The organism is Duncaniella sp. C9 (genome assembly GCF_004803935.1).
GTDB classification, from domain to species: Bacteria; Bacteroidota; Bacteroidia; order Bacteroidales; family Muribaculaceae; genus Duncaniella; species Duncaniella muris.
Genome location: NZ_CP039547.1, coordinates 1,795,091 through 1,820,879 on the forward strand (window position 1 = coordinate 1,795,091; position 25,789 = coordinate 1,820,879).

22 protein-coding genes are annotated in these 25,789 nt (G+C 51.1%); 12 read left to right on the top strand and 10 right to left on the bottom strand.

All coding sequences use genetic code 11. The features are described from left to right. Positions 1–89: 89 nt before the first annotated feature. Positions 90–2,702 carry an ATP-dependent Clp protease ATP-binding subunit gene (locus E7745_RS07290; protein ID WP_136409176.1) on the bottom strand — a complete coding sequence of 871 codons (2,613 nt, stop codon included), beginning with the start codon at positions 2,700–2,702 and terminating at the stop codon, positions 90–92. A 250-nt stretch (positions 2,703–2,952) separates the two neighbouring features. Between E7745_RS07290 and gyrA the strand changes: the two genes are divergently transcribed. The 6 genes from gyrA to pgk all read left to right on the top strand — a co-directional run bounded on the left by gyrA (position 2,953) and on the right by pgk (position 11,632). Next, positions 2,953–5,577: a DNA gyrase subunit A gene (gene gyrA / locus E7745_RS07295; protein WP_107033346.1), complete on the top strand. Its 2,625-nt coding sequence runs from the start codon at positions 2,953–2,955 to the stop codon at positions 5,575–5,577. Between the two features lie 78 nt (positions 5,578–5,655). Next, entirely contained in the window at positions 5,656–6,834 is a 1,179-nt protein-coding gene (locus E7745_RS07300; protein WP_168182039.1) for a lipopolysaccharide assembly protein LapB, read from the top strand. Positions 6,835–6,963: 129 nt separating this feature from the next. Continuing rightward, positions 6,964–7,509 (top strand): DUF1599 domain-containing protein, encoded by a 546-nt coding sequence (locus E7745_RS07305; RefSeq protein WP_123398677.1) that lies wholly within the window; start codon positions 6,964–6,966, stop codon positions 7,507–7,509. Next, entirely contained in the window at positions 7,466–8,821 is a 1,356-nt protein-coding gene (locus E7745_RS07310) for a BT_3928 family protein (protein WP_123398678.1), read from the top strand. The genes E7745_RS07305 and E7745_RS07310 overlap by 44 nt, the downstream gene beginning before the upstream one ends. Before the next feature lie 73 nt (positions 8,822–8,894). Continuing rightward, a complete protein-coding gene (gene nhaA, locus E7745_RS07315) occupies positions 8,895–10,265 on the top strand; it encodes a Na+/H+ antiporter NhaA (RefSeq protein ID WP_123611057.1) in 1,371 nt (456 codons plus the stop codon). 113 nt (positions 10,266–10,378) lie between these two features. After that, positions 10,379–11,632 (top strand): phosphoglycerate kinase, encoded by a 1,254-nt coding sequence (pgk, locus tag E7745_RS07320; RefSeq protein WP_107031501.1) that lies wholly within the window; start codon positions 10,379–10,381, stop codon positions 11,630–11,632. Between the two features lie 89 nt (positions 11,633–11,721). Here pgk and E7745_RS07325 read toward each other — a convergent pair whose 3' ends face one another. Continuing rightward, complete coding sequence (locus E7745_RS07325) at positions 11,722–12,135, bottom strand: secondary thiamine-phosphate synthase enzyme YjbQ (protein ID WP_107031502.1); 414 nt, start codon at positions 12,133–12,135, stop codon at positions 11,722–11,724. A gap of 145 nt (positions 12,136–12,280) precedes the next feature. On the opposite strand from E7745_RS07325, the gene E7745_RS07330 reads away from it, so the two are divergent. Genes E7745_RS07330 through E7745_RS07345 form a run of 4 tightly spaced genes read left to right on the top strand, consistent with a single transcriptional unit; the run spans position 12,281 to position 14,785 of the window. Continuing rightward, positions 12,281–12,484, top strand: coding sequence for a hypothetical protein (locus tag E7745_RS07330; protein WP_107031503.1), 204 nt, complete (start codon positions 12,281–12,283; stop codon positions 12,482–12,484). After that, the gene (locus E7745_RS07335; protein ID WP_240597638.1) at positions 12,468–13,295 is read left to right on the top strand and encodes a threonine/serine exporter ThrE family protein; all 828 of its coding nucleotides are present in this window, start codon (positions 12,468–12,470) and stop codon (positions 13,293–13,295) included. The genes E7745_RS07330 and E7745_RS07335 overlap by 17 nt, the downstream gene beginning before the upstream one ends. 46 nt (positions 13,296–13,341) lie before the next feature. Beyond that, a complete protein-coding gene (locus E7745_RS07340) occupies positions 13,342–13,824 on the top strand; it encodes a threonine/serine exporter family protein (RefSeq protein ID WP_107031504.1) in 483 nt (160 codons plus the stop codon). Positions 13,825–13,882: 58 nt separating this feature from the next. Then, complete coding sequence (locus E7745_RS07345; protein WP_136408554.1) at positions 13,883–14,785, top strand: LysR substrate-binding domain-containing protein; 903 nt, start codon at positions 13,883–13,885, stop codon at positions 14,783–14,785. 42 nt (positions 14,786–14,827) lie between these two features. Here E7745_RS07345 and E7745_RS07350 read toward each other — a convergent pair whose 3' ends face one another. Beyond that, positions 14,828–17,284 carry a S9 family peptidase gene (locus E7745_RS07350; protein ID WP_123611056.1) on the bottom strand — a complete coding sequence of 819 codons (2,457 nt, stop codon included), beginning with the start codon at positions 17,282–17,284 and terminating at the stop codon, positions 14,828–14,830. Between the two features lie 87 nt (positions 17,285–17,371). Between E7745_RS07350 and crcB the strand changes: the two genes are divergently transcribed. Then, positions 17,372–17,749 (top strand): fluoride efflux transporter CrcB, encoded by a 378-nt coding sequence (crcB, locus tag E7745_RS07355; protein ID WP_107031599.1) that lies wholly within the window; start codon positions 17,372–17,374, stop codon positions 17,747–17,749. A 55-nt stretch (positions 17,750–17,804) separates the two neighbouring features. Here crcB and E7745_RS07360 read toward each other — a convergent pair whose 3' ends face one another. The 7 genes from E7745_RS07360 to menB form a co-directional block, all read right to left on the bottom strand. Then, on the bottom strand, positions 17,805–19,208 hold the full coding sequence (locus tag E7745_RS07360) for a nodulation protein NfeD (RefSeq protein ID WP_123611055.1): 1,404 nt from the start codon (positions 19,206–19,208) through the stop codon (positions 17,805–17,807). Between the two features lie 16 nt (positions 19,209–19,224). Next, positions 19,225–19,440, bottom strand: coding sequence for a hypothetical protein (locus E7745_RS07365; protein ID WP_136408555.1), 216 nt, complete (start codon positions 19,438–19,440; stop codon positions 19,225–19,227). After that, positions 19,365–20,306: a lysylphosphatidylglycerol synthase transmembrane domain-containing protein gene (locus tag E7745_RS07370; protein ID WP_136408556.1), complete on the bottom strand. Its 942-nt coding sequence runs from the start codon at positions 20,304–20,306 to the stop codon at positions 19,365–19,367. Before E7745_RS07370 ends, E7745_RS07365 begins: the two co-directional genes overlap by 76 nt. Further along, positions 20,281–21,468, bottom strand: a complete 1,188-nt coding sequence (locus tag E7745_RS07375) for a glycosyltransferase (RefSeq protein WP_136408557.1) — start codon at positions 21,466–21,468, stop codon at positions 20,281–20,283. Before E7745_RS07375 ends, E7745_RS07370 begins: the two co-directional genes overlap by 26 nt. A 99-nt stretch (positions 21,469–21,567) precedes the next feature. Continuing rightward, complete coding sequence (locus E7745_RS07380) at positions 21,568–22,530, bottom strand: AMP-binding protein (protein WP_136408558.1); 963 nt, start codon at positions 22,528–22,530, stop codon at positions 21,568–21,570. Continuing rightward, positions 22,515–23,501 carry an o-succinylbenzoate synthase gene (locus E7745_RS07385; protein WP_240740262.1) on the bottom strand — a complete coding sequence of 329 codons (987 nt, stop codon included), beginning with the start codon at positions 23,499–23,501 and terminating at the stop codon, positions 22,515–22,517. The genes E7745_RS07380 and E7745_RS07385 overlap by 16 nt, the downstream gene beginning before the upstream one ends. Before the next feature lie 82 nt (positions 23,502–23,583). Continuing rightward, complete coding sequence (menB, locus tag E7745_RS07390; protein WP_136408560.1) at positions 23,584–24,405, bottom strand: 1,4-dihydroxy-2-naphthoyl-CoA synthase; 822 nt, start codon at positions 24,403–24,405, stop codon at positions 23,584–23,586. A 100-nt stretch (positions 24,406–24,505) separates the two neighbouring features. Between menB and serB the strand changes: the two genes are divergently transcribed. Then, complete coding sequence (gene serB / locus E7745_RS07395; RefSeq protein WP_123398686.1) at positions 24,506–25,735, top strand: phosphoserine phosphatase SerB; 1,230 nt, start codon at positions 24,506–24,508, stop codon at positions 25,733–25,735. Positions 25,736–25,789 lie beyond the last annotated feature (54 nt).

A 25,789-nucleotide genomic window follows, 5' to 3' on the forward strand; every position in this document is an offset into this window, starting at 1 on the left:
AAATCGAAACTCTATCAGACATAAGATCGGCGACCTCGCTGGAGGCCCGCCGATCTTTTTGGTTGATATTCTGCAGATCAGGTTTGCTATTATGCCTGCCCGTCTGTCAGACTGTCGGCCCGGGCGGGGGCTGACGGACGGCGTATCTCAGTGTCGAGTTCTTCGGCTCCGGGATGGTAGGAGACGAAGATCTCGTCGCCGGCCGAGATAGAGGCGTCGATGATCAGCTCAGCGAGTTTGTCTTCGAGATACTTCTGAATGGAGCGTTTGAGCGGACGGGCGCCATAGTTGGCGTCGTAGCCCTTTTCGGCAATGAAGTTCTTGGCCTCGTCAGTGATTGTCAGTGTGTAGCCAAGTTCTTTGACACGCTTGTTGAAGCCTGCCAGCTCGATGTCTATGATCTTGAAGATAGCCTCTTTTGACAGAGAATCGAACATGATCACATCGTCGATGCGGTTGAGGAATTCCGGAGCGAAAGCCTTGTTGAGGGCTTTGCGGAGCACACTCTGGCTATAGTCCTTGTCATTTGACGACGGTGAGGCGAAGCCTATGCCGCTGCCGAAGTCTTTGAGCTGGCGCGAACCGATGTTGGAGGTCATGATGATGATAGTGTTCTTGAAGTCGATGCGGCGGCCGAGCGAGTCGGTCAGGCGGCCTTCGTCCATCACCTGGAGCAGGAGGTTGAATACGTCAGGGTGAGCCTTTTCTATCTCGTCAAGCAGGACTATGGAGTAGGGGTGGCGGCGCACTTTTTCAGTGAGCTGTCCGCCCTCCTCATAGCCTACGTATCCGGGAGGCGCTCCGACGAGGCGGGAGACGGTGAACTTCTCCATGTATTCGCTCATGTCGATGCGGATCAGAGTGTCGGCCGAATCAAACATGTATTCCGCGAGTTTCTTGGCCAGGTGGGTCTTGCCTACACCGGTCGGGCCGAGGAAGAGGAAGGTGCCGATCGGCTTGTTGGGGTCTTTCAGACCGATGCGGTTGCGCTGGATGGCTTTGACCACCTTTTCGATAGCCGGATCCTGTCCGATGATGCTGCCTTTGAGAGTGGGAGCCATCTCTTTGAGACGCTTGCCTTCGGCCTGGGCTATGCGCTGGACGGGCACACCGGTCATCATGGCTACCACTTCGGCCACTTTTTCGGCATCGACGGTCTCGCGCATCGCATTGAGTTGTTCCTCCCAGCGGGCTTTCGATTCTTCGAGGGTGGCTTTGAGCTGCTGCTCCTGGTCGCGGTATGAAGCAGCCTTCTCGAAGTTCTGCGACTGGGCGGCGCGGAGTTTCTGTGCGGCCACCTCCTCAATGCGCTGTTCGAGCTGCTCGATTTCCTTGGGCACGGCGATGTTGGTGACGTGCACACGGCTGCCGGCCTCGTCCATCGCATCAATGGCCTTGTCGGGGAAATTTCGGTCGGAGACATAGCGCTCGGTCAGCTGCACGCAGGCATCGAGTGCTTCGGGGGTATAATTGACATTGTGGTGCTCCTCATACTTGTCTTTGATGTTGTCAAGGATAATGCGTGTCTCCTCTGCGGTGGTCGGCTCGACCATCACTTTTTGGAAACGGCGTTCGAGAGCACCGTCATTTTCGATGTTCTTACGGTATTCGTCAAGAGTTGTGGCTCCGATGCACTGGATCTCGCCTCGCGCCAGAGCCGGTTTGAGAAGGTTGGCGGCATCCATTGATCCGGCGGCATTTCCGGCACCTACTATGGTGTGGAGTTCGTCAATGAAGAGGATGATGTCTTTGTTTTTCGAAAGCTCGTCGAGTATGGCCTTGATGCGTTCCTCGAACTGTCCGCGATATTTGGTTCCGGCCACGATCGAGGCCATGTCGAGCGACACAACGCGCTTACCGAAGAGAATGCGCGAGACCTTGCGCTGGACTATGCGCAGGGCCAGGCCTTCGACGATGGCTGATTTTCCTACGCCAGGCTCGCCGATGAGCACCGGATTGTTTTTCTTGCGGCGGCTGAGGATCTGGGCCAGGCGCTCGATTTCGACATCGCGTCCCACCACCGGGTCGAGGCGGTTTTCTTCAGCGGCAAGAGTCATGTCGTTGCCGTATTTGTCGAGCACCGGAGTGTCGTTGCCACGGCGCTGAGCTGTTGGGGTGCCCTGGCGTTTGCCTGAAGCCGACGAACTCTGCTGTCCGCCTTGAGGAGCGGAAGAGCGTGGCGGCATCTCATCGTCCTCGTCTTCTTCGGCGAAGTCGGCGTTGAGCGGAGTGGCAAGATCTGAATCGGTGGCCAGCAGGCGATATATGGCCTCGTAGGTAATGCCGGCGCGGTGGAAAGCGGTCATGAATTCCGAATTCTGAGCATCGGAATTGTGGAAAATTGCCAGCAGCAGGTGGGTGGCGTCAACTTCGTTGCTTTTGAGCATACGGGCTTCGAGCGCACTAAGTTTGATAATGCGTCCGGTCAGATCGCTGAGACTGACATCAGAAATGCCTACGGTGCCCTGATAGTCGGCGTCAGTAGCGGCGTTGAAGAGGGCCTTGTCGAGATTTTCTCTCAGCTCATAGGCAGAGGCGCCCTTGGCTGCACGGTCGATCAGGCGTGCCGGCTCGCCTTCAATATCGGAGAGAAGCGACAGCAGCAGGTGTTCCGGCATGACATAGCGGGTGTTATGGCGGGCGGCCTGTCTGGGAGAGTCGCTTATGATCTCCTTGAAATTCTGTGAATAAACAGTGTCCATCTGAAATTTACCTTTCTTGTTAAGTGATGAAAGAGGGGTAGGGTGTGTCAGTGTCCCGTAATTGTTGAGTCGGATAAATGTCACTGACATGGATTGACACTACAAAAATTGTGCCAAACTTCGCTAACGGTGGTCAGTGATATCATAATAACAATTAAAAAACAATTCTTGATCGGCAAAGATACGATTTTTGTAAAATAATTCGTACCTTTGTGGGGAAAATACTCGGTTTTTAAACACGTTCAAACACATGATTGAAGAAGATCGTATAATTAAAATTAATATAGAAAACGAGATGAAGAACGCCTACATCGACTATTCGATGTCGGTGATCGTGTCGCGTGCGCTCCCTGATGTGCGCGACGGTCTCAAACCTGTGCACCGCCGTGTGCTTTACGGGATGAATGAGATGGGCAACACCTCTGACCGCCCCCACAAGAAGTCGGCCAACTGCGTCGGCGAGGTCATGGGTAAGTACCATCCCCACGGCGACTCCTCTATCTACGGCACCGTGGTGCGTCTCGCGCAGCCCTGGGCCATGCGCAACACACTTGTCGACGGTCATGGAAACTTCGGATCGGTCGACGGTGACGGCGCTGCGGCAATGCGTTATACTGAGGTGCGTCTTGAAAAGCTCGGTGAAGAAATGCTGGCCGACATCGGTAGTGACACCGTGGATTTCCAGCCCAACTATGACAACTCCCGCAAGGAGCCGGTAGTGCTTCCTACCCGCTTTCCGAATCTTCTCGTCAACGGCGCTTCCGGCATCGCTGTCGGTATGGCCACCAACATGCCGACACATAATCTCGGAGAGTCGATCAACGCTTGTGTGGCCTATATCGACAATCCTGACATCGACATCGAAGGTCTGATGCAATACATCCCGGCCCCTGACTTCCCCACAGGAGGTACAATCTATGGCTACAATGGCGTAAAGGAAGCTTATGAGACCGGTCGCGGCCGAATCGTTATCCGCTCTAAAGCCGAGATTGAGGTAGAGGACAATCATGAGAATATAATTGTCACCGAAATACCCTACGGTGTCAATAAGGCCGAACTTATCGCCTATATAGCCACTCTTGTCACTGATAAAAAACTCGACGGTATCGCTGACATCAACGACGAGAGTAATTATAAAGGTATGCGCATAGTCATCAAGCTCAAGAGCGATGCAAATGCAAATGTGGTGCTAAACAAGCTCTATAAGATGACTCAGATGCAGGCCTCGTTCAGCGTCAACAATGTGGCCCTGGTCAACGGTCGCCCCAAGACTCTGAATCTTAAGGATCTGATCTCTGAATTTGTGGCTCACCGCCATGATGTGGTGATACGCCGTACCAGATTCGAACTTAACAAAGCCCAGGAGCGCGCCCATATACTCGAAGGTCTGATCATAGCCTCGCAGAACATTGACGAGGTGATCCGCATTATCCGCGCAGCTTCCGACACCCAGAGCGCCCGTGATGCCTTGCGCGATCGCTTCGGCCTGACAGACCCGCAGACCGCCGCCATCGTCGAAATGCGTCTGCGTCAGCTCACAGGACTCGAACAGGATAAGCTCCGCAATGAATACGAGACTCTCGAACAGGAAATAGCCCGTCTGGAACTGATTCTGTCAGATGACGCTACCTGCCGCGAACTCATAAAGAGCGAACTCATCGAAGTGCGTGACCGCTACAGCGATGCCCGCCGCACTGACATAGACTATACCGCCGGCGATTTCAACGCTGAGGATTTCTATGCCGATGATGACATGATCATCACCATCTCGCATCTCGGTTACATCAAGCGCACACAGCTCAGCGAATTCCGCGCCCAGAACCGCGGAGGTGTCGGCGCAAAGGGCTCTGATACACGCAACGAAGACTTCATCGAGCACATTTATCCTGCCTCGATGCACAATTCAATGCTCTTCTTCACCCAGAAGGGCCGCTGCTATTGGCTCAAGGTCTATGAAATTCCCGAAGGAGCTAAGAATTCAAAAGGCCGCGCTATCCAGAACATGCTCAATATAGACTCTGACGACTGCGTCAAGGCATTTATCTGCACCAAGTCGCTCGGAGATTCGGAATTCGTCAACACCCACAATCTTGTGTTTGCCACCAAGAAGGGCGTCATAAAGAAAACCCGCCTTGAAGCGTACTCACGTCCGCGATCCAAGGGTGTCAACGCCATCATCATCCGCGAGGGCGACGAACTGCTCGCAGTCGAGATGACAGACGGCAACAGCGAGATCCTTCTGGCCAACCGCAACGGTCGCGCTATCCGCTTTCCTGAAAGCAAGGTGCGTGAGATGGGCCGTATGTCGGCCGGAGTCCGCGGCATGACTCTTGACGGTGATGATGACGAGGTTGTAGGCATGATCTGCATGCCGGCTGACACAACCAATGATGTCATGGTACTCAGTGAACGCGGCTATGGCAAGCGCACACCGCTTGACACCACCGTGACCAACGAGGCCGGCGAAAGCGAAAAAGTGCCTGTCTACCGTGTCACCAACCGTGGCGGAAAGGGTGTCAGAACCATGAACATCACTGAAAAGACCGGCGCGCTTGTGGCCATCGAGAGTGTCTGTGACGACAATGACCTCGTGATCATCAACAAGAGCGGCATCACCCTTCGCATCCATGTGGCCGACATTCGTCAGCAGGGCCGTGCGACACAGGGTGTGCGCATCATAAACCTTGACAAGCGCAATGATACGATCGCCTCTGTCTGCTGCGTAGATACCGATCCTGAAGAGGAAGTTGAACAGGTTGAGGCCCAGGACATAGCTCCGGAAATGACCGAAGCTGAACTTCTTGATGCTGATATCGTTGAAGAAGAGGTAGATGACGAATTCGACGAAGAGATCGCCGAAGAAAGCGAAGAATAATCATTAATCCCCTAATATTAACTTTCCATTATGAAAAAAATCTGCGTCTTAACCTTTGGGTTGCTCGCTGCCTCCTCAATGACAGCTCAGGTAGCCGTGGTGAAGGAAGCTGAAAAGGAATTCAAGAATGCCTCTACTTATGCCGCTTATCAGAAAGCGATTAAGGCAATCACTCCCGCCTTTTCAAATCCTGAAACTGAGAAAGAAGCAAACACTTACTGGATTCCCGGAAAAGCCGGTTTTAAACTCTATGACGATCTCTTTGCCAAGAAGACCATCGGCCAGGATGTTAGCCTCGTCGACATGGGCAACGCGCTTCTTGACGGATATAACTATGGTCTCAAGGCCCTTGACTGTGACACTGTTGTCGATGCCAAAGGCAAGGTCAAGACCAAACTCTCAAAAGATATCGTGAGCCAGATCACCGGCCATGCCAATGACTTTCTGAACGCAGGCGCCGCATTCTGGGAATCACGTGAATTCGGCAAAGCATACGAGGCTTTCACCGACTATCTCGCCATCCCTGCAAATCCCCGCTTCGGAAAGAACGCCCCCGCCGCACTCCCCGACTCTACAGCTTCGTCAATCGAATATAACCGCGCTCTTGCCGCATGGCAGGCAGAAATGCTTCCGCAGGCAGCCGAGTCATTTGACCAGCTTCTTACTGTGGGCTATGACGAACCCGCAGCTTATGACTATGCCTATAGTGTGGCATATCAGATGAACGACGAGGAACGCAAGCTCCGCTACTCTCAGATTGCATTTGATAAGTTCGGAACCTCAAATCCCGCCTTCCTCCAGCGTCTGGTCAACAGCTACATTGAACGTAAGGAATATAACAAGGCTACCGACATGCTCAACAATGCGATTGCTTCTGATCCGAACAACGGCACTTACTATCTGTCGCTCGGTGTGCTCAAAGAACAGCAGAATGACACTATCGCAGCCAAGAATGCTTACAAGAAGGCTGTTGAACTTGACAGCGAAAACGCTTACAACAACCTCTACTACGGACGTATGCTTGTGCAGGAATATGACGCTCTTGACCAGGCTGCTGCCAACATGCCGCAGAACGAGTACAACAAGTACAACTATGAGACCATGCGTCCCATCCTTCTTGAAGCCGTAAAATATCTCGAAAAGGCTTATCAGCTCGACAGCGAGCAGACTGATGCTCTCCGCTATCTCAAGAACATCTACTATGTTCTTAATGACGGTGAGAATCTTCTGCGTGTCGAAAATCTTCTGGGACAGTAATATCCCGGAAGCTGACAATTCATAAAAAGTTATGAAACCGAAGCCCGGACCGGAAGGTTTTTAGCGGCCGGTTTCATAACTTTTTTGTTTTCATATAAAAATATCATCATATATACCAAGTAAACACGCATGGCGACATCTACATTGGAACAGTTTGATGCGGTGATTGGAGACTGCCGTAGGATCTATGCCGAAAAATTGGCTGACTACGGTGCTTCGTGGCGCATAATGCGTCCGCGGTCAATCACAGACCAGCTATATATAAAGGCCAAACGCATCCGCACTCTTGAAGAGGGTGAGGCTCTGGTCAACGAGGGCATTCTCGGCGAATTTTATGCCATAGTGAACTATGGTGTCATGGGGCTTATCCAGCTTGAACTCGGATTTGCCGATGAAGCTGACATCAGCCCGGAGCAAGCTGTGGAACTTTATGACAGATATGTCAGAGTGATACGTGATCTCCTTGCCGCCAAAACTCATGACTATGGCGATGCATGGCGCGGAATGAGAGTCAATTCATATACCGACTTCATTCTGACAAAACTCCAGCGCGTCAAGGAAATAGAAGGCAACGGAGGCAAGACGAGTGTCTCGGAAGGAATTGATTCCAACTATATGGATATAATTAATTATGCCGTCTTCGCAATCATCAAACTCACCGAAGAAAAGGATTGACCGTTTCTTCCATCCGGCTCTGGTCTGGATATTCCGTCTGATTGTAGGCGCGACTTTTGTGCTGTCTGGTTTCACCAAAAGCATAGATGTCTGGGGAAGCTATTATAAGATAGCGGAATATCTTGATGTCTGGGGCTGGGACGTGCCGTCGGCTTTGGTCGTGCTTGCCGCCTTCCTGCTTGGCGGGGTGGAATTCGTGTGTGGCTCTCTGTTGCTGTTAGGATGCTACAAGAGGGCCGTGACATGGATCATGCTTCTGATGATGGCATTCATGCTGCCGCTCACGCTCTATATAGCGGTTGCCGATCCGGTTGCCGACTGCGGTTGCTTCGGCGACTTCCTGCTGATTTCAAATAATGCCACTTTCATAAAGAATATTTTCCTGACGCTCTTTCTGCTGTATCTGTTCAGATTCAACAAGCGGGTCGACGGCCTTTTTGTGCCCTATGTCCAGTGGGTGATCGGAGGCCTGTTGTCGTTCTATATCCTGTTCGTGGCGTTTTTCGGTTATAATGTGCAGCCGATGATTGATTTCCGCCGCTTTGAACCTGGCACCGACCTGCTTGCCTCTGCCGACAGTAGTGATGAGGAAAGCGAGGAAGAGGCGGAATATGAGTTCATCTATGAAAAAGACGGCCGGGAGGAAAGTTTCACGCTCGACAATCTGCCGGATTCTACATGGACTTTCGTGGACCGCCGTCTGATCGGAGGTTCAGAGACTGTGACTGACGGATTTGCCGTAATTTCAGACGGCGAAAACATCGCAGCCGATATAATTGATCCTGAGGCTGACCAGTTCATAGTCACTATCCCGGATCTGTCAAAGGTAGACCTGTCATACACCTATCTTCTTAACGAACTCAATGACTATATCAGTAATCGCGGAGGCTCAATGGTGGCTTTGGTCAATGCTGACGAAGAGGGGATAGAGCGCTGGCGTGATGTCTCGATGGCCTCATATGACATATATACCGCAGAGCCTACGCTTATAAAGGAGCTGGCGCGCGGACATGCGGCCATAGTGTTTCTGCATGACGGTGTCGTGGTCTGGAAACGCACTCTCTCGTCTATCAGCTACAAAATAGTGTCAGACACGCAGCTGAGTGAAATTGACAGAGAGCTTGATCCGGACTCCAAAGAGATACTTCACGGCCTGACCATTCTGTTTGCTACTGTGATAGTAATAATAATGGTGTTTGACCGCAGCGGTCGTCTTGTGGCATGGATGCTGAAGCGCCGTAAGAAAAAAGCAGAGAAACTGCAGGCGCAAATCGGACAGCCGGATAGCACGGCAGAGACCGGTAAGGAGTGACGATCTGACAACTATTCGCAAATCAGGATTGTTAACAACTATATACTATATAAGTTAACAATACTGATTTGTTATGTCACACGTTTTCTATGCCGCCCGCCAGGCCCTCCGTCATCACGCTTCCGGCGGAAATGTATTGATCTTTGCCACAGTGCTGGCTCTTGTGGTAGCCAATATACCGGGTCTTAATACATTGTATAATGACTTTTGGAACCAGCCGATGCGATTGCAGATCGGTGATTTCAATGTGTTGTCACACGCCGGACATCCGATGACCGTCCTGCAGTTTATCAACGATGCTCTCATGGCGGTGTTTTTCTTCTCGATCGGTCTTGAGATAAAACGAGAGGTCCTCGTCGGCGAGCTTTCTTCGTTCCGCCAGGCTCTACTGCCTATAATGGGGGCGATAGGGGGCATGATAGTGCCCGTCGGTCTATATCTCGCCCTTGCGGCAGGAAGTGACTATGCAGACGGAGCTGCCATCCCGATGGCTACTGACATTGCGTTCTCGCTGGGAGTGCTTGCGCTTCTTGGATCTCGTGTGCCGGTCTCGTTAAAGATATTTCTGACCACCCTTGCCGTGGTCGATGATATCGGAGGCATAATCGTGATAGCCGCTTTCTATTCGTCGCATATTGATATGGCTTTTATCGGCTATGCGGCTGTCGGGCTGGCCGTGTTGCTCGTCGGAGGCGGATTTTTGAAAATACAGAGCAAATTTTTCTATGTGCTCATAGGCGGGATTGTGTGGTTCCTGTTTCTCAATTCCGGAATTCATCCTACCATAGCCGGAGTGCTCGTAGCATTCTGTGTGCCTTCGGTCCCGGTCTATGCGCCTGAAAAATATATAAAGAAAATCCGTAGCTCCATCCGCAATTTCAACGAAGAGGAAGATGATGTGCTTTCGCGGCGCACAATTCTGAATCATGAGCAGATGGACTGGCTCAAGCAGATAGAGAGTGCATCCGATAAGGTGATATCTCCTCTTCAGGATCTCGAAGACTCGCTGCATCCGGTCATAAACTATCTGATCATACCTCTGTTTGCCTTTGCCAACGCAGGGATCTATCTGCTGGACATGAATCCGATGACGGTTCTGAGTGGAATCAGCCTGGCGATCATTGTCGGTCTTGTCATCGGCAAGTTTGTCGGAATACTCCTGTTTTCCTGGCTTACAGTCAGAATGAAACTTGCTCCAATGCCTGAAGGCTCTGACTGGAAAATGGTGGCCGCGATCTCGATGCTTGGCGGCATAGGTTTTACAGTCTCACTGTTCATAGCCAACCTCTCGTTCGGCGACATGGGCGAGGCCGGTGTGGCATTGCTGAATGATTCAAAAGTAGGCATTGTGGCCGGATCGCTGCTTTCCGGAGTCATAGGCTATGGTCTGCTGTCGCGTTTTCTCCCTCAGGCTCCTGATGCAAGTGCCGAAGATGAGGATTAAAGAAGAGACAGCAAGAAGTATTTTCGAAAATATGTTGTTATTAATGAAATATTTCTGTAATTTTGCACCGTCTCTGAAATGGACGTAAAAACCCTTTAAAATACACATATTCAATGACTATCGACCAGTACAATTTCAACGGCAAAAAGGCCATTGTCCGCGTGGATTTCAACGTTCCCCTGGACGAAAACGGTAAAATCACTGACGATACCCGTATCCGCGGCGCTCTTCCCACTTTGAAAAAAATTCTTGCTGACGGTGGCAGCCTCATCATCATGAGCCACATGGGCAAACCCAAAGGTAAGGTGAACCCCAAAATGTCACTCAGCCAGATCAAAGATACAGTTGGCAAATATCTCGGCACTGAAGTAGAGTTTGCTGAAGACTGCGCCAAGGCAGCTGAAAAGGCCGCCGCTCTGAAGCCCGGTCAGGTGCTCCTGCTTGAAAACCTCCGCTTCCACCCTGAAGAAGAAGGCAAGCCCGTAGGCATTGACAAGGAAGATCCCGCATATGACGCAGCCAAGAAAGAAATGAAGGAACGTCAGAAAGAATTCGCAAAGACTCTTGCATCTTATGCTGACGTATATGTGAACGATGCGTTCGGTACCGCTCACCGTCGTCATGCCTCTACCGCAGTGATCGCCGATTACTTCGACAAGGATTCGAAGATGCTCGGCTATCTGATGGAAAAGGAAGTTACAGCTGTTGACAACATTCTCAAAGACATCAAGCGTCCCTTCACCGCTATCATGGGTGGCTCAAAGGTGTCAACCAAGATCGGCATCATCGAAAACCTCATGGACAAGGTTGACAACCTCATCCTCTGCGGCGGTATGACCTATACTTTCGCAAAGGCTCTCGGCGGAAATGTCGGAAAGTCTATCTGCGAGAATGACAAGCTCGATCTCGCTCTTCAGATCATCGAAAAGGCCAAGCAGAAAGGTGTTAACCTTGTACTCGGAACTGATTGCGTGGCAGCTGACGATTTCAGCAACGATGCCAACACTATGGTTGTTTCATGCAAGGAAATCCCTGCAGAATGGGAAGGCCTTGATGCCGGTCCCGAAACCCGCAAGGCTTTTGCCGATGCTATCAAAGGTGCCAAGACAATCCTTTGGAACGGTCCTGCCGGTGTGTTTGAATTCGACAATTTCACTGCCGGTTCACGTGCCATCGCCGATGCCATTGTAGAGGCTACTGAAAACGGTGCATTCTCTCTCGTAGGCGGCGGTGACTCTGTTGCCTGCGTCAACAAGTTCGGTCTGGCCGACAAGGTAAGCTACGTTTCAACCGGTGGCGGCGCTCTTCTCGAAGCCATCGAAGGCAAGATCCTCCCCGGCATCGCAGCTATCCGCGGCGAAGAATAAAAAAGCTATTGCCGGAGTCTGATCTCCGATAAAATTCACGGCTCCGCTATCATAGGTGATAGCGGGGCCGTTTTTTGTCGGACCGACTTTTATTCGCCGATGATTGTGGCTACGATTTTGCGCGGACCTCCGTAGTCGCGGAATTCACAGAGATATATTCCCTGCCATGTTCCGAGATTCAGGTGATGACGGCTGACTGGCAGTGACAGCGACGGACCGACAAGGATGGATTTGGCATGTGACGGCATATCGTCAGGGCCTTCGTCGGTGTGGAGATAGAATGGGGCGTTTTCCGGCACGAGGCGGTCGAAAATAACATTCAGGTCGTGGCGCACATCCGGATCTGCATTCTCGTTGACAGCGAGTGCGGCAGATGTATGTTTGATAAGAAGATGCAGAAGCCCTTTTTCAGGCAGTTCAGGCAATTGGCGCATTACTTCGCCGGTGACCAGATGGATGCCACGCGGGTAGGCGCGGAGTGTGAATTCGATCTGTTGTATCATAGTAGTGCAAAGTTAAGCAAAAAGCAGAACATTTTTAACAATTGGCTCGTTCTATAATAGCTATCGAATCTTTCATTAGCCGGGTGGAGGAAAAAGATCCGCATGATTGTTTACTTTGCAAAACAATTTAAACATCAGAACAATCATGGTTACGCTTAACATTCCGCTTTTTACCTGGTGCGTGATAGCATTCGCGATGGTAGCACTGATAATCATCAGAGTCTGTTACAAAAACTACTCCCAGATACATCATCAGAGGCATCTGATCGAGTTTGGTAAGGAGAGTGAGGAAATCTTCATCCCCGGTGACAGACTTGAAGGCCAGGAAGTTTATGATGACGAAGATTGAGCAGCCTATGGCGCCTGTGACAGCAGGCATCCGAATGACAAGAGAGGGTGAGACCGTAAAAAAATACTGCCTTTTCCTCTCTGAATATGCCGCATGGCTTTTAGGAGCCGGGGCCACATGCATACGCCTTGAGCGAAATGTCAAACGCATGGCGGAGGCTTTTGATCATGAGGTTGTGATGACGATAATGCCACGCCATATCCACATGACTGTCTGCAACCGTGACCGTTCCGACAGCTATACCTATATAACTGCATTGCGGACATCGATGATAAGTTTCGACATCAACACCCGTCTGAGCGAACTGAGCTGGGCAGTGGCTGACGGCCGGCTTGATTTCAGACAGGCCGAAGCAGAGTTCAACCGCATCGTCAAGACTCGTCCGGCTGACAAACGGCTGGTGCTCTTACTTGCATCATGTGCCAACGCATCGTTTTGCCGCCTTTTCGGAGGCGATCTGCCAGCGATGGCAATCGTTTTTATAGCAACTCTTGCCGGCTACTATCTGAAGCAGGTGCTCTGTGAGCAGAAAGTAGACATGCGTATTGTTTTCATTATGTGTGCTTTCGTTTCGTCTGTGCTCGGAGCTACGGATGCCTTGTTTCATCTCGGCCAGACTCCGGAAATAGCCATCGGAACCAGTGTGCTCTACCTTGTGCCGGGCATTCCGTTTCTGAATTCATTCAGCGATATGCTTGCCGGCCACTATATCTGTTCGTTCAGCCGCTTCATGCATGCAATGATTCTTACCGCTTGCCTTTCGATAGGCCTTTGTGGCGGAATGATGATGATGAACATCGGTATGTTTTGACAGCGCCATTACAGAATGTTGATTTGAAAAAAGCAGTTTATCCGTTATGTTGATCGAATTTTTGCAGGATGCGTTTTTCGCAGCGATAGCAGCTATCGGTTTTGCCGCTATCAGCAATCCCCCGCGCAGGGCCTATCTGTATTGTGCGCTTATTGCCGCCGCCGGCCATTCTACCCGTTTTCTTCTGATGAATGAATCTCTGACAGGAATGCACATTGTGCCGGCCACTTCGATAGCGGCGCTGATTGTCGGGGTGCTCGCGGTTCTGTTTTCACCTTTGGTCCGTACTCCCGCAGAGACCTGTCTGTTTCCTTCGCTCTTGCCGATGATCCCCGGCATATATGCCTATCGGACATTCGGAGGACTTGTGATGTGTCTTTATCAGGGGCATGAACTGGGATTCAACCATTATTTCTATCTGTTTGCAAGTAATGGCCTTACCTGCCTTTTTATACTCCTCGGAATGGTCATCGGTGCGACAATACCGATCTTCCTTTTGAAAAATATATCTTTCCAGGCCACACGATGAACTATACCTGCCACGTTAATATAATACTACTCACGTTTTCATTTTCATTCCCTGAATCATGGAATTGCGCCAGTTGAAATATTTTGTCAAGGTTGCGGAGACGTTGAACTTTTCAGAGGCCTCACGGACATTGTTTATAACCCAGAGCACCTTGTCACAGCAGATCAAACAGCTCGAACAGGAGATCGGGTCACCGCTTTTTCAGCGAGACAGCCATCGGGTGTGTCTGACGGAAGCCGGCAGCGAACTGCTCCCGTATGCCGTCAGAACCCTACAGGCCTCACAACTCTGTCTTGAGCGCATGAATGATCTGCGCGAACTGCTTGCAGGCACTCTCAACATCGGGGTGACATATTCTTTCAGCCCCATACTGACAGAGACGCTGCTTGATTTCATGAAACTTTATCCGGGAGTGAAGCTCAATATTTTTTATAAGCCGATGGCCGAGCTGATGGACATGCTTGTTGAACGTGAAGTTGACTTTGTGCTTGCATTCAAACCGAAGGAGCCTTTGGCCTGTGTCGAATCCCACAGTCTGTTTCAGAATTTTCTTACAGTGGTGGTCAACAGTAGCCATCCCTTGGCATCGAAGCAAAAAGTCACGCTTGCCGAGCTTTCGGAATATGATCTTGCACTGCCGGCCCGCGGCTTGCAGGCGCGAAACTATTTTGATGCAGTGATTGCTCCTAAAGGCATTGATATGCGTGTGCGTATCGAACTCAATGAAGTCAACATTCTGCTGAAACTGATCAGCTGCAGCAGTCTGGCCACTGTACTGGCCGAAGCCACAACACACAATGTGCGCGGAGTCAAGGCTGTGCCGCTTGACATTCCGGCAAACGAGATGACCGGCTGTGTCCACACTCTGCGTGACAGTTACCACAAGCGTTCCATGTGCGAGTTCATTAAAATGCTGAGCGAATCAGCGGCCATTCGTGAACGTGTCAACGCATGGCTCTGATTCGCTCAGATCTTCTTTTTTTGCCGGTCGTGATCCGGCGTTTCAAAGTGACTTCTTAGGATACATGGCTTCCCACCATGACGGATCATCCTGTAGATATTTGGCAAACCATGCAAATATGGTTTCCTGCCACTGTTTGCGCTTGTTGAATTCGGTCACCTGGTGGTTGGCGCCTCTGACTGCCACAAAAGCCGTCTCGCGGCCAAGGCGTTTCAGGGCCGTGTACATCTGGATACTTTCTCCGAATGGCACGTTGGTGTCAGAATCGCCGTGGAGGAACAGCAGGGGAGTGTGGATCTTGTCGGCATTGAAGAGCGGGCTGCGGTCCACGAACAGATCCTTCCGTGTCCAGGGATAACTGTTGGCCATGCAGACTTCGCTATATGAATATCCCCAATAGCCTTCACCCCAATAGCTTGTGTGGTCGCTGATACCTGCGTGAGATATTCCGGCAGCAAATATGTCGGTCTTTGTCTGCAGATATTGGGTCATGAATCCGCCATATGAAGCACCGATACAGCCGATCTTCTTGCTGTCTACCCAGGAATGACTGTCGGTAAAGGCCTTTACGGCTTCGATTATGTCGTCAGCTACACCTTCACCGGCCGTGTTGACATGGTGAGCGGCATATTCCTGCCCGAATCCGGCACTGCCTCGCGGTATGATGACCAGAACCACATAGCCGTGGGCGGCATAGACGTGATGTGGGTAGCGGCTTTCGAATGTGCGGCTGGTCGGACTGCATCCGCCGTAATAATTTACGATCATCGGATATTTTTCGGATGGATCGAAATCGGGCGGAAGGATGTAGCGCACACTGATGCTGTCGCCGCGCGATGTCACAAACGGCCATCCCTTGCACTCTCCGAGGCGCACACCCTCAAGGCGTTTGGCGCTGAGGTCTTCGATCAGATTCTGGCGTCCGTTTTTCAGACTGACAGAATAGAGTCTGTCGGAATTAGACGCTCCCTGACCGGTGTAGACGAGTACCGGAGCTGTGGCTGAAAGGTCGAATGACATTACATATTCCTCAAGTGCTTTCAGATTGTCAATTTGTCCGTTGGTCGGATTGACGCGGTAGAGCGATTTGAGATCGCGGTCTTCAGCCGTGAAATAAATATTTCCGTCAGCCTTGCTCCAGGCGAAACTTTCAACAGACGGGTTGAAGTCGCGGGTCAGGGGGGTGACTTTCTTCGTTGCGACATCCATGACATAGAGCTGGTTGTCATACATGTTCGGGGTCATTCCATCTGGCAGATTCTTGCCGATGGAGCCAAGCCCTTCGGGAGAGGCTGTAAGCGCGACCGTTTTTCCGTCGGGCGAGAGGGATGCGCCACCGATGAATCCTTCATTTTCAAGCAGCGTCATGCAGGCACCTGATTTCAGATCGAGAAGATAGAGAGACACAACCGAGCTCGGACGCTGTTCTACTTTAGTGTCATAAGCCATGAAAAGGAGTTTGCTGCCGTCTGCTGATATTCCGGCCGGAGTGACATTTCGGTAGCCGAATGTCAGCGGGCTGCTGAGTCCGCTTGCCAGATCGAATTTCATCAACGATGCGCGTGAGCGCCATCCAGGCTGACGGTCTTCCGGATTGACGATCTCATAAAGGTCTGCGTTCTTCTCCTTGGGTTCATCCTGATTCTTCAGGTAGACAAAGAAATCAGCTGTAGGCGACAGCATGAATGAATGTGTGGGAATGTCATCTGCAATCACTTGTTCTTCATGGGTCAGAGGATTGAGGGTGATAAACCGGAGCTTTTTATTGACATTGCGTGTGAGATAGAGCTGATCACAGTCTGGCATCCACCGTAGAGTTTCTGTGCTTGACAATAGCACTCGGCCTGACGAGAGTTCGCTGATCTGGGTATTGAACGTATTGTCGCCTCCTTCATGGGTAAAACTGTATGTGGTGAGCAGATATTTTCCGCTTGGAGATAGGCTTGCCGACTTGATTCTTTGCCCTGTCATCACATCTCGGAGAGTGTAGCGGCGTCCTTGTTCCTTATTGATTGTGACTTGTGTTTTGCCGTCGGATTCAATGGAGATTCTGACTGAGTCGGGTTGATTGCCCGGTAGCGTGAGACATTTGACAGTTATGGAGTGTGTTGCCGGAGCCAGAGCGAGTTTTTCGTCTGTGATGAGTTTGCCGTCAAGATAGATCTCCCGATTCTTAAGGCCGCTGACTTTGAGCGATCCGTTGAAATAACGTCCGTTGTCAAGAGTGAAATTCAGGAGATGGAGTGCCGGTGTCCGGCTTGCCGGAAGAACCGGATTTGTGAATTTACTGCCTTTTTCAGCAGCATTCATGGAAATCGGGGTTTTCAGAATGGCCAAAGTGTCAAACTTGGCTGAATTGGCATCGATGCTGTCAAGCATGAACGGAGTGGCCACTTCAAAAGGACCGGAATACTTAAATGACTTGATGTCGATAGTCTCTCCGAAAGAACTAAGAGACAGTGCGGCACCGCATGCCGCGCAAATTACTTTTTTATACATGATAAAAGATTGGAACTCTAAATTGCACAAAGATAATAATAAAAATGTGACAAATCCGTAAATTTGCAGTCGTAAAATCGAATGAAAATGAATCTGACTGATTTTCTGATAGTCTTTCTGGGCAGCGGGCTTGGCGGTGTATGCCGTTATGGGCTAAGCCATGTCATACAGACCAATGCAGGCGCTGCGGCTTTCCCCTGGGGTACTTTCGCGGTCAATATGGCGGGATGCCTGCTGATTGGTCTGATCTATGGCTTTGCTGAAAAGTCTGATCTTTTGAGCCCGGAGTTGCGTTTGCTTGCCACTGTCGGTTTTTGCGGCGGGTTTACCACATTTTCGACTTTTGTAAATGAAAACTATCTTCTGCTTGGTATGTCAGAAGGCATTGTAGCCATAGCCTATGCTCTTGCAAGTCTGGCAGTCGGGCTTGGATGTGTGTATGCCGGCCATTTGCTGGTGCGTTAGACAGATGACCGGCATAACTCTGGCTGTATCAGGCAGTGAATATACTTTCAGTCATCTATAGTTCTGCGACATATATCTGAGCGTTTTCATACTTCCTGACTTTCACCCTTGCTCCGGCATGGATGAATCCTTGGATAGCAACCGCATCGAGCACATCTCCGTTGATCTCTACTTTTCCTGCCGGGCGCATGTCAGTGACAGCCGTGCCGTCAAGGCCGATATATGCAGCCGGAGTCATGTCCACTCCGATATAGCCTTCATCCACCTGCTGAGTCAGCATAAGTTCTGTGTGGCGGCGCACCCACTTGGGACCATAGGACGATGTAAGATACCAGATGGCAAGCACCGCCAGACCGAGGCCGACGAGGAAGATGACCATTGAGCTCCAGATGGCGTCGGCGTTCATATGGGAGAGAGAGAAGGTGTAGTGCTCTATGAGGCCGAGGATAACAGCCGCGCAGACACACGAAATTCCGGCTATGCCTGTGATTCCGAAACCTGGCACCACAAAAACTTCAAGAATTATCAGCATTATGCCCAAAACGAACAGCAGGATTATCCAAGAACTCGCTATGCCGCTTATATATAATGGCAGGAAGTAAAGTATAGCGGCGATTATGGCTGCCGCCGAGGGGAAGCCTACACCGGGCGAGTGGAGTTCCATATAGATCCCGCCTATAATGAGCATGATCAGCACCGCCTGCACTGCAGGATTTGTGAGAAAGCCGATTAAGTTGTCGAGCCATGTAGGGTGATACTCCTTGATGGCATATGAAGCCGGATGATATCCGAGCTGCTGCATTATCTCGTCAACTGATTCTGCTTTGCCGTCGGCATAGTTCCATTTTACGGCCTCGTCAGCCGTGAAGGTCAGCACTCTTGTAGAGTCGATAAGGCCGCCCACACTGACCCGCGGATCGACCATAGCTTCTGCCACGAGCGGATTGCGGCGCCATTCCGACTTTCCGTCCGGGCTAATGGTTTTCCCATGCCGCTCGGCGGTGGCGCGCATCATGGCCCGCATGTATGACTGATATTTGTCAGGCATGGCCATGCCGTCGGTGCCATTAACCACAGTGACGGCTCCCATCGAGGCTCCGCTTCTCATAAACACAGAGTCGCAGGCCAGTGCGACGAGTGCTCCTGCCGAGGCTGCGTTGTTGTCAACGAACGCCACTGTTGGGCGAGGGAAGTTGAGCAGCGCGGTGCGGATTGAGTCGGCGTGGACCACGGATCCGCCGTAAGTGTTGAGGTGCACAATCAGCAATTCGGCATCAAGGCGCGAGGCTTCGTCAAGAGCCTGCCGGGTGTAGCGCCAGGTTGAAGAGCCTATCTCGTCATCAAGGCGGAGCATATAGACACCATGTAATTCATCGGCATTGATTGTGACCGGATATATCAGGGCTATGACGGGGAGGACCCATAGCCATAAGCGGAATTGTAGATGTGATCGGTTCATTGCGGTTTGGTTGTCATTAGAGGTTGTTTCGGGGTGATTTTCTAAAGCTGTCGCGGATCCAGGAGGGGAGTATGCATGCTCCGACAAGCAGATAGATATAGTAGCTTATGATGCGCCAGAACAGAGCGATTATCAGAGCGATGCCGGCGCTGTGGATCAGGTCGCCGTAGTAGGTGGTGAACAGCCATTCGCTGATGCCGGCGCTGCCGGGGTGGGGCTTATCATCAGGCATATCCACACCACGAACTGGCGGGCGAAAACAATCAGCTGATCGGCATGAGGGGCAAATCCAAGGAAAAGAGCGTTGACAACAAGGTAGCGTGAGGACCATGAGAGAGCTGTGGCGCCGAATGTCTCAAGCCACCATCTAAGGGGGCGTTTGCGGAGATCGCGTCCGGTTGCTTCCATGTTTTGTCCGAGCTGATCTACTTTCGACGCCCATTTCCGGAGCAGTCTGAAGTTGAACAGCCAGTTCAGAAACCTGTGGATGCCGTGGGGTCTTATGATGATTCCGAAAAACAGAATAGAGGTCCAGAGGAATACTATCGCATAGACACCCCAGAACACAGACTGTAGGCCCACGGTAAAACTGCCGTGTCCGAAATCGAAAAGTTCGCTGTAGGGCACAAGCAGCATGATTACCGGTATGGAGAGTACGAAGAAGAATTCGTCAAGGAAGAGGGTGGTCATCATCAGCGTGGTGGCGCGTCCGAATTCTATGCCTTCACGGTTGAGATAGACCATGCCAAGGGCACTTCCGCCGACTGCCGATGGAGTCACGCAGGATGTGAATTCACAGAGCATGTCGACTTTGAGGGCCTTGTGCCACGAGAGCTGATGGTCAGTAAGAGCTCTGAAACGCCATGTCAGACCGAAGTCCCGGCCTATCATGAACAGCCATGCGAGAAGAATGCAGGCTATGACACGGGCGTCAAAATGAATCGAGTCCCACACCTCCGGATTGAATTCTCGGTGAAACAGCCACATTACGACTCCGATACCTATGGCCATAGGTAGGAATATTTTCCATAATAGTCCGAGCACCTGCCTGCGCTCCGATGGAGTGTTGTTTTTATTTTTTGTGACAGTTGTGCTCATATCGGTCGGTTATTTCGGCATAGCGGATTAATACTTCATCCATGACATCGTGCCATGAACGTGCAAGAGTGGCGCGGGCTCCGTGTCCGGCTTTTTCTTTCATAATAGGGTCAGATGCGATGGTGCGAATGGCGGCTGCATAAGCTTCGGGAGTGCGTTGGGTCAGAAAGCCGTTTTCTCCGTCTCTGACAAGTTCGGCGGCTGTAGAGCCTTCGAGCAGAAGGGAGGGGGTGGACATAGCTGCCGCCTCTCTGACCACGAGCGGAGCATTGTCATAGAACGAAGGGAAAAGAAATAGATCGGATGCGGCGTAGAAGCGGCGCAGCTCTTCACGGTTGTCAATCACACCGTGGAATGCCACATGGGCTGAAAGACCCAGCTCACGTGTGAGTTCCTGCATGTCGTGAAGGGCATAGCCGGTGCCTATGAAATTCATGTGAAATTTCAGACCAGCAAGACCGGCGAGTGCGCGGACTATGATCTCGATCCCTTTTTCGAGAATGTGTTGTCCCACGAATAGAAGCCCGAATTCATCATCTGCGAGGCCTATATGCCTGCGCGCTTCTTTCCGGTAGGCAGACAGATCTGAAATTCCTTCGCTGAAATCATTGCCGTTCTCCACCACTTTGACATCTCCGGTGTAACCGTACTCTCTGAGAGTCTCTTCAACGGCGCTCTGTGGAATCCAGACTTCAGTGGCGGAGTTGTAGAATTCGAGCAGACGTTTCATCTGGTATCTTACCATCGGACCGGGGAGCGAGCGTTCGAGATCGGTCCGGTATTTGGAGTGGAATGTGGCAACGAGCGGTATGTCATGCTTTCTTGCCGCATAGGCTGCAAGTCTGCCGGACGAAAAAGGACAGTGGGCATGGACGAGTCTGAATGGTGTAGACCGCAGTTTGCGCCAGATGAAAGGGTCGAATCTTGGATAACCGTAGCGATAGGGGTGGCGGTTATAGATGGGGAGCGAGAGATAACGATACATGGTGAAGTCACCTTCGGGACACGAACCGGGAGTCCAGGGGGTGACTACACAGACTTTGTGGCCTGCCGCGGCAAGCCATTGGCAATAGTTTTCGACTGTCAGAGTGACGCCGTCAAGGACAGGAGGGAAGCTGTCATTGAAAAGTCCATAGAGATTGGGGCCTGTTTCCGGAGTCATAAAACGATAGTTGAAAGTGAGTTTCTTCCAGACCGGAAGATGAAAACGGAGTAATTACAAAGATAACACTTATCAACCGATTCAGGATTATTAAGAGGCCTAAAATTTTCTCCGGATGATTTTTTTTGATGAAGTCCGCTGTATGTCCGGATCGAAAATCAGTGCTTTCGGTGCGCGGAGATGCCCGACCTCGGTTTCTATCAGATTTATCAGATTGTCGGCCGGTTCCCGGAGATCGGTGACAAGGACCGCTTCTTCGCCCCAGCGCTCGCTTCGGCGTGATGCTATGTAGAAATTCGTACCGTCAGGAAACAGATGTGCTATCTTTTTTTCAATTTCCTCAGGGCTTATTTTCAGGCCTCCGGAGTTGATGACATTGTCAAAGCGTCCTCTCCAGCGGAATGCCTGCGGACTGTCAAGCTCTACAATATCGTTTGTGACGAGCTGTCCGAATGACATTGTCTCACTGTTTATGACAAGGCATCCTCTTGGATCTGCCGAAAATCTGAAACCGGGGAGAGCCGAGAAGCATTCCGAACCGAGTCGGCGCAGCGCCACATGGCTGCATGTCTCGGTCATGCCGTAAGTGGCAAAAGAGGGTATGCCGGAGTCGATGATGCGCTGTTCGTCTGCAGGGGCAAGCGGTGCTCCTCCTATGATCATGTTGTCGATGCGGTCTGTGAACCCGGATGACAGCACTCCGCAGACTTGCGAAGGCACCACAGGCAACAATGAGATCCGTCGGCCGGTGTTCAGGCTGAGTCCGGACAGCGGACGGTTGGTCGCGTCCTCCACTGTCAGTGTGGCTCCGGATTCCAGTGCGCGGACAATCTGCATTTTTCCTGCTATGTAATCCGGCGAGAGGGGCAGGTGGAGCCATGATCTGGAGTGGAGGCCGAAAAAATTTATAGTAGCTTTGGCCGAGGCCCGCATATCTGTTTTCAGAAGGCGGATTTCTTTAGGCGTGCCGGTAGAGCCTGAAGTGCGGGCAGTGACGTAGGGAGTCGGACTATTCCACTCTTCAATAAATTTTTTTGCTTCAGGTGTCAGAATTGTTTCCATGCCAGTTGAGGAATTTCCCACTTTCCGGCAGGGTTGTAGGATAACCTGTCGCCGCTGACTGACAGCGGTGAGGGAATGTTGTTGTCATACAATTGGCCTGTACCCAGTCCCTGCGGCATGTCTGATCCGAGTGTCGCTGTCCACTGTGCTATGGCATTCAGCCCTATGTCTGATTCGAGGGCTGAAGTGATCCACCATCTGGCACCGATTGTCCCGGCAAGTCTGATCCACTCTTCCGTGCCTCCTATGCCACCGCAGAGGGTGGGTTTCAGTACGATGTATTGCGGGCGGATCGTTTCAAGCATCCGGCGCTTCTCTTCAGAATCGTTAAGGCCGATAAGTTCTTCGTCAAGGGCGATCGGGATGGGGGAGGTGCGGCATAGACGCTGCATTTCCTGCCATTGGCCTGCTCTTACCGGCTGTTCGATGGAATGGATGTCAAATTCGGTAAGCCGCCTGAGTTTTTCATCTGCTTCCTGAGGGGTGAAAGCGCCGTTGGCATCAAGCCGGAGTGTGATTTCAGGAGCTTGCGAACGGATGTAGCGCAGCAGGTCTATCTCTTCATCAAATTCAATTCCGCCGATTTTGACTTTCACACATCCGCAGCGGTCAGCCAGTTTACGGGCTATCCGTTCGCGCATGGTTTCGCGGTCACCCATCCATACGAGGCCGTTGATCGTGATGGGTTCTCGACCTTCGGTCCAGGCAGAGGGGTAAAGGATGCGGTGCCCGTTGTTTCTGAGATCAAGTGCGGCAGTCTCGACGGCAAACCTGATTGACGGCCAGTCGGCAAGCAGGTCCGGATTTTCGAGGTAGGTGTCGATGGCGCGGCAGACTGTGTCAAGCATTTCTTCATAGCCCGGCCGGTCGTCACAGCTCAGACCGCGGAAAAGTCCGGCCTCGCCGATGCCATAAACCGCAGGGTCGGCCTGATCGGATATTTTTATATAATATGTATCCTTCCGGTTCATGCGTTCACGTGAGGTTATGGCAGTGAACCGGAAGAATAATTCATATTTACACCAAGTGGCCTGCATACGTTCCGATTGTGTTTTAGCCCGGAAATTTAGGGAATTTGTCGAAGTCGGGGTCGCGTTTTTCAAGGAATGCGTTTTTACCTTCCTGTGCTTCCTCCATGAGATAGTACATCAGGGTGGCGTCACCTGCGAATTCCATCATGCCGCGCTGGCCGTCAAGTTCGGCATTAAGTGCGCGCTTGATCATGCGGATGGCCATCGGAGAGCGGCTCAGAATAGTTTCACACCATTCCACGGTTTCGTCTTCCAGACGGTCGAAAGGCACGACTTTGTTCACCATACCCATTCGTTCGGCATCCTCGGCGCTGTACTGGCGGCAGAGAAACCAGATTTCGCGCGCTTTTTTCTGACCTACACAGCGGGCCAGATAGCTTGAGCCGAAACCGGCATCGAAACTGCCTACTTTCGGGCCTGTCTGGCCGAAGCGGGCATTGTCAGAGGCTATAGTAAGGTCACAGACCACGTGGAGCACATGGCCGCCGCCGATAGCATAGCCGTTTACCATAGCGATGACGGGCTTGGGAATCGAGCGGATTGCCTTATGGAGGTCAAGGACATTGAGGCGGGGCACTCCCTGCTCGTCGATATATCCGCCTATGCCTTTGACTTTCTGATCGCCGCCAGAGCAAAAAGCCTTGTCACCGGCTCCTGTCAGTATGATCACTCCAATGTCAGACGCTTCACGGCAATAAGCCATAGCTTCAAGCATTTCACGGTTAGTCTGCGGGCGGAATGCGTTGTAGACCTGCGGACGGTTGATGGTTATTTTGGCAATGCGGCCATATTGTTCGAAAAGTATGTCTTCATACTTTTTAATCTTTTTCCATTCTCGTGCCATATATTTGCGATTGTTAAATTACACATGCAAAATTACCAAAAAATCAGAGATAACTTCGTATCTTTGTTATCCAAAATCCAATTATTTCTCATATATAGATATGGAAACGCCTCAGCTTGAACTAATTCTTATCAATATATCCGGTCAGGACCATCCGGGTGTGACATCGGCTCTCTCTGAAATTCTTGCCAGCTACAATGCCGGCATTCTTGATATCGGTCAGGCCGACATACATCATACCCTTTCACTGGGTATTCTGATAAAGACCGATTCGGCAGTGTCAGGCAACATTATGAAAGAATTGCTTTTCAAAGCTACCGAACTTAATGTGAATGTGCGTTTCTCGCCGGTAAGTATTGAAGAATATGAGAACTGGGTCGGTATGCAGGGCAAAGACCGCTGGATAATAACGATTCTCGGCCGGCGGCTGACGGCCCGGCAGATTGCCAACGTGACGGCCGAAATCTCTGAGCAGGGTATGAATATCGACTCCATACAGCGTCTGACCGGACGAATGCCTTTGGGAGAGGAAGAGCAGCCGCTGTCAAAATCGTGTGTTGAATTTTCAGTGCGCGGCATGCCGAGAGATACGGCTGCGATGCAGGCGCGCTTCATGCAGCTTTCACAGGAAGAAGAGTTTGACATTTCGATGCAGGAAGACACTCTTTTCCGCCGTTGCCGCAGACTGATTTGCTTTGACATGGACTCTACTCTTATTGAAACTGAGGTTATTGACGAACTGGCTATCAGAGCCGGTGTCGGCGACCAGGTCAAGGCTATAACCGAACGGGCCATGAGGGGTGAGATTGATTTCTGCGAAAGTTTCCGCGAACGTGTGGCGCTGCTCAAAGGACTTGATGAAAGCGTGATGCAGGAGATAGCTGAGAATCTGCCTATAACCGAAGGACTTGACCGAATGATGCAGGTGCTTAAGCGTGTGGGCTACAAGACAGCCATTCTGTCAGGCGGTTTCACCTATTTCGGAAATTATCTCAAGCAGAAATATGGTTTTGACTATGTCTATGCCAATGAACTTGAAATCGTTGACGGAAAGCTGACCGGGCGCTATCTCGGAGAGATTGTCGACGGACGCAGGAAAGCCGAACTACTTAAACTGATAGCTCAGGTGGAGAATGTGAACATTGCGCAGACTATTGCGGTCGGTGACGGAGCTAACGATCTGCCGATGCTCTCCACCGCAGGACTTGGTATAGCATTCCATGCCAAACCTAAGGTCAAAGCCAATGCCGAACAGTCAATTTCGACCATCGGACTTGACGGAGTTCTTTATTTCCTTGGCTTTAAAGATTCGTTTATTTCAGAGAAGTAAGACTCTTTTTGAAATTGCCAGCTAAATACATGTGAAAAGGTTGTAACGTTACAA